Genomic DNA, 13555 nt, shown 5'->3' with positions numbered 1-13555 from the left:
GATGAGAGAAAAATTAAAATTATATTTAGTTACAGACTCAGATATTTTAAAAGGTAGAGATTTTTATGAGTCTATAGAAGAAGCATTAAAAGCAGGTGTAAAAACAGTTCAATTAAGAGAGAAAAAAGCATCAGGAAAAGAATTTTTAGAAAAAGCTTATAAATTAAGAGAACTTACAAAAAAATATAATGCAATTTTTATAATAAATGATAGAGTAGATATAGCAATGTTAGTAGGTGCAGACGGTGTTCATATAGGACAAAGTGATATACCATGTAGTGAAGTTAGACATTTAATAGGGAATGATAAGATAATTGGGGTATCTACTCAAAATTTAGAATTATCACTTAAGGCAAAAAATGATGGTGCAGATTATATAGGTGTAGGATCAATGTTTACTACAACTACTAAATTGGATGCAAAACATGTGAGTATAGAAGAATTAAGAAGTATAAAAGAAAATATAGATATACCAATAGTATGTATTGGTGGTATAAATCTATCTAATATATCTGCTTTAAAAAATGAAAATATAGATGGATATGCAATAGTATCAGAGATATTAAAATATGATGATATATATGGTCAAACTAAAAAATTTATGGATGTAATATAATATAAAAAAAGAAGATGCTTTTAAAAGTATCTTCTTTTTTATTATAAATTAAATTCTAAAAAGGTAATACAATTCAAGGAAATTGCCTAAAAGTGTAGAATACTTATTAAGGGTTATATTTGGGGGAGATAAGAATGAAAGAGTTTTTTAATAATTTGAGTGATAGTATATTTATATTAGATAAAGATTTTAATATAATATTTTGTAACAATAAGTTATTAGAGTATATAAATGAAAAAGACATTAATTCCTTAAACATAGATATAAGTAGTAAAGTAAAAATAGAAAAATTAGAGTTTAAAAACTACTTCGATATAGGTATAAAACTAAATACATCAAATGGAGAATTTGAATTAAGCACTAATATAACTAAAACGAAAGATAATGGTACATATATATTAGTAAGAGATATAACTGACAATAATATAGATAATATGGTAATTAATATAGATAACAATAGAAAAAGGGAGTTTAAAAATTCAGAGAAATTAATATATGATATGAGTGCTATCTTAGATGAAATAAAAAAAGACAGCGATATATATAAAATCTTAGAAAATATAGATTTAGAAGGTACTATAATTAACTTTATAGATGAAATAAAAAAAGTAGAATTTATAAAAAAGGATTTGGAGGTATTCTTAAGTATATCTGCAGATGTAATAGGAGCTATAGATAGAAATGCTTACATTAAACTTTTTACAAAAGAATGTAATAAAATAACAGGATTTAATGAAGAAGAATTAACATCAACTAGTATAATAGATAAAATATATGATGATCATAAAGAAGAATTTTTAAATATCTTAAGTTTAAAGGATGGAAATGTAAAGGTAATAGAAAATAAAATGATATGTAAAGATAATAGCTATAAATGGGTGAGATGGCACTTAAAATATATAAAAGAAAGAGATATCATAGCATTTTCTGTAAGAGATATAGATAAAGAAAAAGAAGATGTAGAAGCTAGGCAAAAATTAGAGCAAAATATATATTTAGAGTCAATGAAAAATGAATTTTTCGCAAATATATCCCATGAATTTAAGACACCGCTTAATATTATGCTTGGAATAATACAGTTAATAGATATTAATATAGTAAAAGAAAATATAAAATTTAATGATAAGATAGATTTAGAAAATTATATTAAATTATTTAAGCAAAACCTATATAGGATACTAAGATTGGTAAATAATATCATAGATATAACAAAAATAGATGCAGGATATTATGAATTAGAGCTTGGAAACTATAATATAGTAAATGTAGTAGAAGAGATAAGTTTATCTGTAACTCCTTATGCTAAAAATAAACAAATTGATTTGGTATTTGATACAAACTGTGAGGAAATGATACTTGCATTTGATCCAGAAAAAATAGAAAGAATACTTTTAAATTTATTATCTAATTCTATTAAACATACAAGTATTAATGGATGTATTTATGTGAATGTAGAAAGCAAAGGAGATAGAGTGTATATATCTGTTTGTGATAATGGAGAAGGTATAGATAGTAATAAATTACAAAGTATATTTGAAAGATTTACACAGGTAAAGAGTAATATAGCAAGTAGTTATGAAGGTAGTGGAATAGGTTTATCACTAGTTAAATCTTTAGTAAATCTTCATGGCGGAGATATAAGTGTAAAAAGTGAGGTAGGAAAAGGTAGTAAGTTTGAATTTTATTTACCAAGCAAGTTAGTAAAAAGCAAAACAAATATAAAGAAATTTATATCAGAAAATAGTAAGATTGAAATGTGTAATATAGAATTTTCTGATATATATAGATAAAAGCATCCATATGGATGCTTTTATTTTTTAGTATTTTATTTATTTACTTCTTTTTTAGGGATTGTAGCTATTTTAAATTTAATTGCTATCAAAAATAGTGAAACAATAGGATTTATTAAGTTTAAGAATGCATATGGAAGATAGGCAAAAGTACTAACTCCTAATGTACCATAGATGTAAGCTCCACATGTATTCCAAGGAACTAAGGCAGAACTCATAGTCCCACTATCTTCAAGCGCTCTTGATAGCATTTTAGGATGAAGACCTCTTTTTGCGTATTCATCTTTAAACATTCTTCCAGGTATAACTATAGATAAATACTGTTCACCAGCTACTGTATTAGTCATTACACATGTAACCATAGTTGAAAAAACAACTCCAAATGTACCTTTTGCAAATTTAAGTAAAGCTGAAGCTAAAGCCTCTAACATACCAGTTTTTTCAAGTATTCCACCTAAAGCTAGAGCAGATATTGTTAAAGAAACAGTACTCATCATATTCATTAATCCGCCTTTAGATAATAATTCATCAACTTCTGCAACACCAGTATTAGAAACAAAACCAGTATGAGCTGCACTTATTATATCTCCAACTGATGCACCTTGAAATACTATAGCAAATACAAATCCTAAAATAGCACCAAATATAAGCCCAGGTATAGCAGGAACTTTAAATATTACCAGACCAATAACCACTATTGGAGGTATAAATAATATAGGTGATAGAGTATTAAATGAACTAGCCAAAGTATCTCTTATTAAATTAATATTAGACATGTCTAATTCTTGTCCTCCATATCTCATACCTATTATACTGTAAAGTACAAGGCATATTAAAAGAGAAGGTATAGTTGAATAAAGCATATAATTTATATGTTCAAATAAAGTAGCACCAGCCATAGCAGGAGCTAAGTTTGTTGTATCTGATAGAGGAGAAAGTTTATCTCCAAAATAAGCACCTGATATTATTGCTCCTGCAACTATAGGTGCTGGAATTTGAAGACCTTGCCCAATACCTAAAAGAGCAACTCCAACAGTTCCCATAGTACTCCATGATGAACCAGTAGCTAAAGAAACTATACCACAGATAATAGTAGTAGCTGCTAAGAATATTCCTGGAGATAAGATTTTTAATCCCCAATAAATCATAGATGGAACAACACCACTAATTATCCAAGTTCCAATAAGCACACCTATTATCATTATGATAAGAATAGCCTGCATGGCCATTTTTATAGAAGAAAACATGCTTTCCTCTAATTCGCTCCACTCAAATCCAAGTCTGTAAACAGCTACTAAGCCAGCGACTATAGCTCCACCGATTAAAGGAACATGAGGAGAAGCTCCGTATTTAAATATAGATATACCTAGAAATAAAGCTAAACATACAATTGGTATTAATGCATCAACTAAGGTAGCTTGCTTTTTTTCTCTTTTACTCATAAAATAAAAGTCCCCCTTAGAAATTTATAATTTTCACTAGAAGTAAATAAAAATATGATTACAATTAAATAAAGCAAATAATATGCCAGATGTATATGATAATAAATAAAAAAGTATTATATATGTAATTAATTAGAAAATTATCTAAAAATTAAAAAAATTATAAAAATATAAAACGCGTTATTGCAAAAAAATAAGCAACTATGCAAAAAAATTTGCTGAAAAGCAAAAATTACTATTTAGATTGGTTAAACTAATTAAAACGATAAATCAGGAGAAAGATATGAATGATTTAATTCTTACGCTGCTTAATTTAAAATACATAGGAAATAAAACAATAGAATACATACTACATATTAGCAAAAGTACAAAACATAATGAAAAAGAGATTTTACATTTACTGGAAGAGGCAAATTTGAAAGGTAAAACAAAACGAATATATACGTTAGATGATATAAAAATAGCTATTAATAAAACATATAAAATTAAAGAATCTTGTATAAAACAAAATATAAAAATTGTAAGCATACTAGAAAGTAGCTATCCTGAAAAGTTAAGACACATAAATGATAGACCATTATTACTTTTTTATAAAGGAAATTATAGTGCTATGACAAATAATAAATCAATAGCTATAATAGGAAGTAGAAAAGCTAGTGTAAAAGGGCTAAAGTCATCTTACAATATGGCCTATTTACTAGGGAAAGATGGATATAGTATTATAAGTGGACTAGCTAAAGGTTGTGATGAACAAGCACATAAAGGTTGCTTAGATGCATTTGGAAGTACAGTAGCGGTTTTACCATGTCCTTTAGATAATATATATCCTAAAAGTAATGTAAAGTTAGCAAATGATATAGTAGATAATAAAGGGTGCTTAGTAAGCGAATATCCATTAGGAAGTAATATACATAAAAGCAATTTTATAAGAAGGAATAGACTTCAAAGTGGATTAAGCAATGCTTTAATAGTATGTGAGACAAATGAAAATTCTGGTACAAATCATACCATTAATTTTTGCATAAATCAAAATAGGATTTTATCTTGTATAAATATTAAGCGAAATGTAGAGATTATAGATAATAAAAATTGTATAGTTATAAATGATGAATGTGATATAAATAAGCTTAAAGAAAAAATAGAAAATGGTAATAAAAATTATATAGATAATGGTAAGCAACTAGTATTTAAATTATAAAAGTTATCTAAATAAAAACTAGAGAGGGCGTTTACCTCTCTAGTTATATTAAAGAAAAATTACTATAGTCTATCAAGACCTTGTTTTAAATCTGCTATTATATCATCACAATCTTCTAACCCAACAGATATTCTAATTAATCCATCTGAAATTCCTGCTGCAGCTCTTTCTTCTGGAGTATATGGAGAATGAGTCATTGAAGCTGGATGTTGAATTAATGTTTCACAGTCCCCTAAACTAACAGCAAGAGTGCATAATTCTAAAGAATTTAATAATTTCTTACCTGCTTCTAATCCACCCTTAACTTCAAAGGCTATCATACCACCAGGCATATCCATTTGTTTTTTAGCTAGTTCATATTGAGGGAAGCTTTTAAGTCCTGGATAATTTACTTTTATAACATTTTCATGAGTTTCTAAAAATTCTGCAACTTTCATAGCATTTTGAGTATGTCTATCCATTCTAATTTGTAAAGTTTTCATACCTCTAAGTATTAAATAAGCATCGAATGGGCTTAAAACAGCACCAGTCATATCTTTAACTCCAAATAATCTTACTTGATTTATAAAGTCTTGTTTACCAACTACAAAACCAGCTATAACATCTCCGTGACCGTTTAAGTATTTAGTAGCTGAATGAACAACTACATCTGCACCTAATTCTAGAGGTCTTTGTATGTATGGAGTACAGAATGTATTATCTACTATGACTATACAATTTTTAACTTCATGTGCAATATTAGATATAGTTTCAATATCCATTATCTTTAAATCTGGATTTGCTGGAGTTTCTAAATAAACAACTCTAGTATTTTCTCTCATAGCAGATTTAACTTCGTCTATATTAGATGCATCTACGAAAGTTACATCTACACCATATCTACTTATACCATGATTTAGTAATGCAAATGTACAACCGTATAATGTTTTTGAAGCAACAACATGATCTCCTGCTTTTAAAGCAGTCCAAAGAGCAGAACTTATAGCACCTATTCCAGAAGCTGTTGACATACAAGCTTCTCCATTTTCAAGTAAAGCCATTTTCTCTTCTAATTGAGAATTTGTAGGATTTCCTAATCTAGAATATATGTATCCACCTTCTTCAAGAGCAAATCTTCTACCACCTTGTTCAGCACTATCAAATACAAAAGTTGATGTTTGGAATATTGGTGTAGTTAAAGCACCAGATACTGGATCTTTATGATGTCCTCCGTGAATAGCTTTTGTAGCAAATTTTTTCCCTCTTAAGTTTTCCATAGTAATTCCCTCCTAAATTTGATTAAATAGTAGTGTCTTACAATTTTCTTGAAAACGTTTTGTTAAGTTTTCAACATCAATATAACACTAAAAAAAATTTTTGTAAACAATATGGAATAAAATAGTAAGATTTCTATAATTTAAAATATTTAGATATAATGAAAATTAAAGAAATTTGATACCATTATTTGATAAATTAAAAACCATTAGTATAAAATAGTTGGATACAAAATTGTAAATTTTATCATGTGGTTTTTTACAAATAAGTGCTATATAATTAAATGTAGAACAATTATAGACAATAAAAGACAGAACGGGGGAATTTTTTATGCCGAAAAAGAACAATATAAACTTTGGTTCTAAGAAAAAAGGTCGCGTTGATGTTAAAAAAGTAGCATTAGTTTCAGTAGCATCAATAGTCATAATATTTGGAGGCTATAAGTTAGTCGGAGCGACAGCATCATTTATAGCTGAACAAAAGCAAGAAAAAATTGAAATGCAAAAAAAGGCTGAGGCAGAAAGATTAGCAGCTGAGAAGAAGCGTAAAGAAGAAGAAGAAGCTAAAAAGAGAATGGTCGGAGTTAATCATGAAGGTAAAAAATATACTTATGATGCATTAAAAGTGGCTGACAAATTAAAGAAATACGATTATAGCAACAATGGAGAAAAAGTAGTATTTTTAACTTTTGATGATGGAACATCAACAACAGTTACTCCACAAATATTAAAAATATTAGATGAGTACGGAGTTAAAGCAACATTTTTCTTGACAGGAGAAAATATTGAACGTGGTGGATCAAAAGCTAAAGAACTTATAAAAGAAGAATTTGATAAGGGTCATGCAATAGCTAATCACTCTTATAGCCATGATTATAAAATACTTTATCCTAATAGAGTTTTAAATTTAGATAATTTTAAAGGTGACTTTGCAAAAACTGATAAGATATTAAAGGATACTTTAGGTCCAAACTTCTCAACAAGAGTTATAAGATGTCCAGGTGGACATATGTCATGGAAAGGTATGGAACCATTAGATCAGTATTTAAACGAAAATAAAATGGCATCTATAGACTGGAATGCTTTAAGTGGAGATGCAGAAGGTGGAAGAAAAACTCCAGCTCAATTAGTAGAATATGCTAAAAAGACAGCACAAGGTAAAGAAATGGTAGTTGTATTAATGCATGATACATATGGAAAAGAAGCTACTGCAAAAGCATTACCTCAAATAATAGAATATTTCAAATCAAATGGATATGAATTTAAAACATTATCTTAATTTTATAAAAAGCCTACAGGTATTTATTACCTTGTAGGCTTTTTTATTATGTTAAAATTAGCATCTGAATAATTAAAATTATTGGAACTCCTATTTTAAACTTGTTTTTTTGCGTTTTATGGTGGAATCTATACATTCCAATTAATATACCTAAACTGCCACCTACTAATGATAGCATCATAAGAGTATTTTCGCTTATTCTATATTCATGATTTATGGCCTTTTTCTTATCTATATACATTGAATAAAAAGAAGCTATATTTATAATTAACATATAAAATAAAAATAAATTTTCCATATATAATCCTTTCTTTTTAATTAAAATATTAATAATCGTAAATGAATATAATAACTTATATACTATAAAAATATATTATACATTAGTATAATATTAACATAGAATAAATAAAAAGGAAGTGTAAAACATGACTAAAATAAAAGATGTAACCACATTAGTTAAAACTAAATTTGTAGGGCTTTATGATGTTGAATATGAAAATAAAAATAATGACATAAGACACTGGATGGTAGCATCAAGAAAAGATGAAAATAATTTAAAGGAAATATATATAAACGATAAAGAAGATAAAATAGATGCAGTAGTAATAGCAGCATATCATAAAAGCGAAAAGAAGTTAGTACTTATAAAACAATTTAGAGTACCTATAAATAGTTATATATATGAACTTCCAGCAGGACTTGTGGATAATGAAGAGGGTATAGAAAAAGCGGTAAAAAGAGAATTAAAAGAGGAAACAGGTCTAGAACTTATAAGTATAAATAATATAAATAGTAATGATAAATTATATTTATCTCCAGGAATGACTGATGAATCAGTAGCATTTGTATATTGTTTATGTGATGGCAATTTAAGTAAAGAATTTTTAGAAGAAGATGAAGATATAGAAGCATTTTTAGTATCAAAGGAAGAAGCTAAAGAAATAATAAACGGAAGAGAAAAAATAGATATAAAATCATATCTACTACTTCAAATGTTTATAAACTTAGGTGAAAAACTATTTCATTAATTATATTATATAAATACTAAATATATATATATGATAACCGTATTATTTAATGTACGGTTTTTTATATATAAGTAAGTAGGGAGATTTAGTATGAATGTTAACCAAATAGTTATGATAGAGCTTTTAAATGCTATAAGCAAATCTAATTCAAAAAATAAAGCTTGTACAAACAATAATTCAAATGTATTTGATTTTGTATTACAAAGTACATTTAATAGTATACTTAATGATAGTCCAACATGTAGCTGTAGTTGTAGCTGTAGTAATGAGAATCAAAATAAACTTAATGGTTTAGATACACTTTTAAGTAATGTTAACGTAAGTAAAGTTAATAATAGTAGTAATATAAATAATGCTCAAAAAAGTAATAATAAGATGGATGATGCAATAAAATTGCTAGAAAGCCAAATAGGAAAGCCATATGTATGGGGGGCAACAGGACCAAAATCTTTTGATTGTTCTGGGCTAGTTCAATATGTTTATAAAAATGCACTAGGTAAAGATATACCTCGAGTATCCTATGAACAAAGTAAGTTTGGCAAAGCTATTGACAAAAAGGATTTACAAGTCGGAGATTTAATATTTTTCGATACTATGAATAAAGGCAGAGTTAGTCATGTGGGAATGTATGTAGGAAATGGTGAATTTATACATGCATCTAATCCAAAAGATGGAGTTAAAAAATCTAAACTAACAGGTTATTACGAAAAACACTATAGAGGAGCCAGAAGACCATAGAATTAATTACCTATAAAATAAGTTAAGATGTATCATAAGTTTATGATATAGCTTAACTTATTTTATAGGCAGATATTCTTAAGATTAAGTAAGTGATTTTTTTTATAGTATAAATATATATATTTATGGGATTTATATTTATATATTATAAAATAATAGAAATAAATACTAAAATATAAGGAGCAAATTATGATTAATGAAAATATACTATCTACAATAGGAAATACTCCTATGATAAAACTTAACAATATAGGTAATAAAAATATATATGTAAAACTAGAAAAATACAACCCAGGAGGAAGTATAAAAGATAGAGCTGTTTTAAATATGATAAAAGGGCTAGAAGAAAGAAATATATTAAAAAATGGAAGTGTATTGGTAGAAGCTACAAGTGGGAATACAGGTATAGCTCTATCAATGGTAGGAGCTTTAAAAGGATACGAAGTTATAATAGTAATGCCAGACACTATGAGTGAAGAAAGAAGGACACTTATGAAATGTTATGGTGCCAAATTAATATTAACAGATGGCAAGCTAGGTATGGATGGTGCTATAAATAAAGCTAAAGAGTTAATAGAAAATAATGAAAACTATATAAGTTTAAATCAATTTGAAAATGAAGATAATCCATATGCTCATTACAATACAACAGCAGTTGAAATATTAAATGATGTTAAAGATATAGACATTTTTGCTTGTGGTGTAGGGACAGGAGGAACATTGACAGGAATAGGAAGATACCTAAAAGAAAAAAATAAAGACATTAAGGTGGTAGCATTAGAGCCAAAAAGTTCACCTGTAATATCTAAAAATATTAAAGGACCTCATAAAATTCAAGGTATAGGAGCAGGATTTATACCTAAAAATTATGACGATAGTATAGTAGATGAGGTTATTACAGTAAGTGATGAAGAGGCTTATGAAGGAGTAAGATTAATGGCTAAAAAAGAAGGGATATTAGTAGGAATATCATCAGGTGCAAATGTTTATGGTGCACTAGAATTATCAAAGAGATTTCCTAATAAGAAAATAGTTACAGTATCACCAGATGGGTTAGATAAATATATGTCTTTGAATATATTTAATTAAATCATAGAGGGATGATTATATGTTTGAGAAAATTAAAGCAGATATTGAGTATATAATGGAGAATGATCCAGCAGCAAGAAGCAAAACAGAGGTATTTTTACTTTATCCATCTATACATGCAAGGATAGGGCATAGTATTTCTCATTTTTTATATAGTCATAAGAGATTTTTTTTAGCAAGGTTAGTATCACAAATCTCAAGATTTTTAACAGGTATAGAAATACATCCTGGGGCTAAATTAGGTGGAGGAATACTTATAGATCATGGTATGGGGGTAGTTATTGGAGAAACTGCTGAGGTTGGAAGTAGAGTAACTATATATCATGGAACAACTTTAGGTGGAACAGGAAAAGAAAAGGGAAAAAGACATCCAACTGTTGGTGATAATGTAATAATTGGGGCAGGAGCCAAAGTTTTAGGTCCTATCAATATAGGATCAAATTCAAAAATAGGATCAAATGCAGTTGTTTTAAAAGATGTACCAAATGGAGCTACAGTTGTTGGAATACCTGGTAAAGTAGTGAAGATAAAAAAATTTTAAAAAGTAACATAATATATCTAAAACATGTTATTATATATTATAAAGTTAAAAATTAAGGATGGATGATTTTATGCATTTTACATATATAATAAGATGTAGAGATAATTCTTTATACACAGGGTATACAACCGATATAATAAGACGTATAAAAGAACATGAAAAAGGTATAAATTCTAAATATACACGGTCAAGGGGTTTTTTAAAACTAGAAGTATGTTTTGTAAGTGATACGAAAAGTAAAGCTATGAAATTAGAAAGTTATATAAAAAAACTTTCGAGAAATAAAAAGCTTTGGCTAATAGAAAATAATGAAGAGTTTGTAAATGAATTAGAAGATAAAGAAGAATATAAAATATATAAAGAGGAAGCTTTAAAATAATCAAGCTTCCTCTTTATATATTTTATATTAATTTTTATAAGGGATCTTCTTAGGAGGCATATATTTTTCTTTTACTTTTTTACCAGGAGCTTCATATCCTTTAGGTCCCATTTCACCTTTAGGACCAGCAGGTCCCATAGGACCCATTTCACCTTTAGGACCAGCAGGTCCCATAGATCCCATTTCACCTTTAGGACCAGCAGGTCCCATAGATCCCATTTCACCTTTAAGTCCAGCAGGTCCCATAGATCCCATTTCACCTTTAGGACCAGCAGGTCCCATAGATCCCATTTCACCTTTAAGTCCAGCAGGTCCCATAGATCCCATTTCACCTTTAGATCCAGAAGGTCCCATAGGTCCCATCTCACCTTTAGGTCCAGAAGGTCCCATAGGTCCCATTTCACCTTTAGGACCAGCAGGCCCCATAGGTCCCATTTCACCCTTAGGTACTTGTACACCTATACTCAAATTTGTACCACATAGAGGATTAACATAGGTTTCTTTACCAAAATCTATATATTGAATGGCATTAAGTTTTACGTATATAGGTCCCTTACCGGATGGAGTTTTACCAACAACTCCGCAACTATTTACATCACATATACAAAGTCTTAATATACAATTATTATCTACTAACTTTAATCCAACAATCCTTCCTATACAATTACATAATATATGAAATATTTCACAGTTGCACAAATCGACAGGATATACAAACATAGGGGACATTTTTAAATTTGCACCCTTATCTTTTTTATATTCTTTTTCACAATGGCAATCATCTAAATCATAGTACTTTTTACACTTCTTAGTTTTATTCATACAATCTTTATGCATACAAACACCCCATGTCAAATATTTTAATTTAGTAGTAATACTACATAATATACATATATGATAAAAACATTTAAAAGGAAACAATAAGTCACCAAAATAAGTAAAATATATATACAATAAGTGATGGGAAAATATAAGAGATATTCATTTTATCAAGCATTTTAAATAAGTCACCCTTAAGAAATTTAATACATATAATGATGTAAGGTGTCGTATAGATACTTTAATTAATAAAAGGAGGCTTATTTTGTGAACTCTGAAGAGAAAAATAATAGAATAGAAGGTTATGAAGACTATGAAGATTATATGTTAATGGATAGCATTTCTAAAAGATCTCCTTTTTACAATTTGAACAAGAGTGTTGAAAGAAAGTACAACAAAAATTGTAAAGAAGAAGAAAAATATAATAAAAAGTCAGACGAGAGTAGTGATAACTGCGAAGTAACCGAATCAAATAACAGTACTAAAAGTAATGTAAATCAAAATGATAAAGAAGAAAAAGAGAACAATAAAAAGTCAATCGAGAGTAGCAATAGATATAAAGCAACAGGCTTGCATAACAATACTAGAATTAATGGTAATAAAAATCATAAAGGAGAAGAGCACAACAAAAAGTCAGGCAAGAAAATTAACACAAACAAGTTGGTAGAATTATTACTACAATATATTAATAATAATAAAATTAATCCATTAACCATAATGAGTTTAGATGAAAATATATATTCAAAATCTAATTTAGAAGGTGTAAATGTATTAGATGGTTTATTATCAAATATGTTAATGAGTGATTATAAACTAAACGAAAGTAATAATAATTCAATTGGCGAAATTATAAAACTAATGAATGGAGGAATATCAAAAATGGAACCAGATTATGGAAATGAAAAAAGTAATAAAAATAATGAAGATATAAATGAAAATTTAAAAAGAATACTAGAAAGCGTAAATATAGATGAATTAAAACAAGAAGTAGAAGGAAAATCTATGGAAGAAATTATAGAAATGGCTAAAAAAGTATCATCAAGTATAAACTTCGATAATAGACAAAATGAAGAAAATAAATCAAATGTGAATAATGATGTAAGTGATATATTAGAAGATGCAGATATAAATAAACTAAAGCAAGAAGTAGAAGGAAAGTCTATGGAAGAAATTGTAGAAATGGCTAAAAAAATAGCATCAAATATAGATTTTGATGATGTACAAAATGATAAAAGCAAACCAAATATGAATAATGATATAAGTAATATATTAGAAGACATAGATATAAATAAACTAAAGCAAGAAGTAGAAGGAAAGTCTATGGAAGAAATTATGGGAATGATAAAAAAGATATCTAAAAAATAATTGCATATATAAATAAGA

General features: G+C 27.6%; 14 protein-coding genes. 10 read left to right on the top strand and 4 right to left on the bottom strand.

Features of this window, described 5'->3' with window-relative positions:
* Position 1 precedes the first annotated feature (1 nt).
* Positions 2-616: a thiamine phosphate synthase gene (gene thiE, locus ABHC41_RS01385; RefSeq protein ID WP_092926723.1), complete on the top strand. Its 615-nt coding sequence runs from the start codon at positions 2-4 to the stop codon at positions 614-616.
* A gap of 134 nt (positions 617-750) precedes the next feature.
* On the top strand, positions 751-2406 hold the full coding sequence (locus ABHC41_RS01380) for a PAS domain-containing sensor histidine kinase (protein ID WP_271891998.1): 1656 nt from the start codon (positions 751-753) through the stop codon (positions 2404-2406).
* Positions 2407-2441: 35 nt separating this feature from the next.
* Here the strand turns inward: ABHC41_RS01380 and nhaC are convergent, their stop codons facing one another.
* Positions 2442-3848: a Na+/H+ antiporter NhaC gene (nhaC, locus tag ABHC41_RS01375; RefSeq protein ID WP_092926719.1), complete on the bottom strand. Its 1407-nt coding sequence runs from the start codon at positions 3846-3848 to the stop codon at positions 2442-2444.
* 283 nt (positions 3849-4131) lie between these two features.
* Between nhaC and ABHC41_RS01370 the strand changes: the two genes are divergently transcribed.
* Positions 4132-5046, top strand: a complete 915-nt coding sequence (locus ABHC41_RS01370; RefSeq protein WP_166505062.1) for a DNA-processing protein DprA — start codon at positions 4132-4134, stop codon at positions 5044-5046.
* 62 nt (positions 5047-5108) lie between these two features.
* Here ABHC41_RS01370 and megL read toward each other — a convergent pair whose 3' ends face one another.
* On the bottom strand, positions 5109-6302 hold the full coding sequence (megL, locus tag ABHC41_RS01365) for a methionine gamma-lyase (protein ID WP_166505063.1): 1194 nt from the start codon (positions 6300-6302) through the stop codon (positions 5109-5111).
* Positions 6303-6630: 328 nt separating this feature from the next.
* Between megL and ABHC41_RS01360 the strand changes: the two genes are divergently transcribed.
* Positions 6631-7578, top strand: a complete 948-nt coding sequence (locus ABHC41_RS01360; RefSeq protein WP_092926713.1) for a polysaccharide deacetylase family protein — start codon at positions 6631-6633, stop codon at positions 7576-7578.
* A gap of 46 nt (positions 7579-7624) precedes the next feature.
* Here ABHC41_RS01360 and ABHC41_RS01355 read toward each other — a convergent pair whose 3' ends face one another.
* Complete coding sequence (locus ABHC41_RS01355; RefSeq protein ID WP_092926711.1) at positions 7625-7876, bottom strand: DUF1294 domain-containing protein; 252 nt, start codon at positions 7874-7876, stop codon at positions 7625-7627.
* Between the two features lie 127 nt (positions 7877-8003).
* On the opposite strand from ABHC41_RS01355, the gene ABHC41_RS01350 reads away from it, so the two are divergent.
* The 5 genes from ABHC41_RS01350 (at position 8004) to ABHC41_RS01330 (ending at position 11353) form a co-directional block, all read left to right on the top strand.
* Positions 8004-8606, top strand: a complete 603-nt coding sequence (locus ABHC41_RS01350; RefSeq protein ID WP_092926709.1) for an NUDIX hydrolase — start codon at positions 8004-8006, stop codon at positions 8604-8606.
* Between the two features lie 90 nt (positions 8607-8696).
* On the top strand, positions 8697-9344 hold the full coding sequence (locus tag ABHC41_RS01345) for a C40 family peptidase (RefSeq protein WP_166505064.1): 648 nt from the start codon (positions 8697-8699) through the stop codon (positions 9342-9344).
* 189 nt (positions 9345-9533) lie between these two features.
* Positions 9534-10433, top strand: coding sequence for a cysteine synthase A (gene cysK / locus ABHC41_RS01340; RefSeq protein WP_271891997.1), 900 nt, complete (start codon positions 9534-9536; stop codon positions 10431-10433).
* A gap of 19 nt (positions 10434-10452) precedes the next feature.
* Positions 10453-10974 carry a serine O-acetyltransferase EpsC gene (gene epsC, locus ABHC41_RS01335; RefSeq protein WP_271891996.1) on the top strand — a complete coding sequence of 174 codons (522 nt, stop codon included), beginning with the start codon at positions 10453-10455 and terminating at the stop codon, positions 10972-10974.
* Positions 10975-11044: 70 nt separating this feature from the next.
* Positions 11045-11353 (top strand): GIY-YIG nuclease family protein, encoded by a 309-nt coding sequence (locus ABHC41_RS01330; RefSeq protein WP_271891995.1) that lies wholly within the window; start codon positions 11045-11047, stop codon positions 11351-11353.
* Positions 11354-11380: 27 nt separating this feature from the next.
* On the opposite strand, the gene ABHC41_RS01325 is transcribed toward ABHC41_RS01330, so the two are convergent.
* The gene (locus tag ABHC41_RS01325) at positions 11381-12190 is read right to left on the bottom strand and encodes a hypothetical protein (RefSeq protein WP_272013375.1); all 810 of its coding nucleotides are present in this window, start codon (positions 12188-12190) and stop codon (positions 11381-11383) included.
* A gap of 249 nt (positions 12191-12439) precedes the next feature.
* Here ABHC41_RS01325 and ABHC41_RS01320 point away from each other — a divergent pair, with 249 nt between their 5' ends.
* The gene (locus ABHC41_RS01320; protein WP_271891993.1) at positions 12440-13537 is read left to right on the top strand and encodes a hypothetical protein; all 1098 of its coding nucleotides are present in this window, start codon (positions 12440-12442) and stop codon (positions 13535-13537) included.
* Positions 13538-13555 lie beyond the last annotated feature (18 nt).

Origin of the sequence: Romboutsia sp. 1001216sp1 (assembly GCF_039841805.1) — a bacterium.
Taxonomy (GTDB): Bacteria; Bacillota; Clostridia; order Peptostreptococcales; family Peptostreptococcaceae; genus Romboutsia_C; species Romboutsia_C hominis.
This window is presented reverse-complemented; position numbering and strand designations above follow the sequence as displayed.

Coding starts and splice junctions, on each gene's coding strand:
- ABHC41_RS01360 (WP_092926713.1), top strand. CDS start 6,631: ATGCCGAAAAAGAACAATATAAACTTTGGTTCTAAGAAAAAAGGTCGC.
- thiE (WP_092926723.1), top strand. CDS start 2: ATGAGAGAAAAATTAAAATTATATTTAGTTACAGACTCAGATATTTTA.
- ABHC41_RS01325 (WP_272013375.1), bottom strand. CDS start 12,190: ATGCATAAAGATTGTATGAATAAAACTAAGAAGTGTAAAAAGTACTAT.
- ABHC41_RS01345 (WP_166505064.1), top strand. CDS start 8,697: ATGAATGTTAACCAAATAGTTATGATAGAGCTTTTAAATGCTATAAGC.
- ABHC41_RS01350 (WP_092926709.1), top strand. CDS start 8,004: ATGACTAAAATAAAAGATGTAACCACATTAGTTAAAACTAAATTTGTA.
- nhaC (WP_092926719.1), bottom strand. CDS start 3,848: ATGAGTAAAAGAGAAAAAAAGCAAGCTACCTTAGTTGATGCATTAATA.
- megL (WP_166505063.1), bottom strand. CDS start 6,302: ATGGAAAACTTAAGAGGGAAAAAATTTGCTACAAAAGCTATTCACGGA.
- epsC (WP_271891996.1), top strand. CDS start 10,453: ATGTTTGAGAAAATTAAAGCAGATATTGAGTATATAATGGAGAATGAT.
- ABHC41_RS01370 (WP_166505062.1), top strand. CDS start 4,132: ATGAATGATTTAATTCTTACGCTGCTTAATTTAAAATACATAGGAAAT.
- ABHC41_RS01330 (WP_271891995.1), top strand. CDS start 11,045: ATGCATTTTACATATATAATAAGATGTAGAGATAATTCTTTATACACA.
- ABHC41_RS01380 (WP_271891998.1), top strand. CDS start 751: ATGAAAGAGTTTTTTAATAATTTGAGTGATAGTATATTTATATTAGAT.
- cysK (WP_271891997.1), top strand. CDS start 9,534: ATGATTAATGAAAATATACTATCTACAATAGGAAATACTCCTATGATA.
- ABHC41_RS01355 (WP_092926711.1), bottom strand. CDS start 7,876: ATGGAAAATTTATTTTTATTTTATATGTTAATTATAAATATAGCTTCT.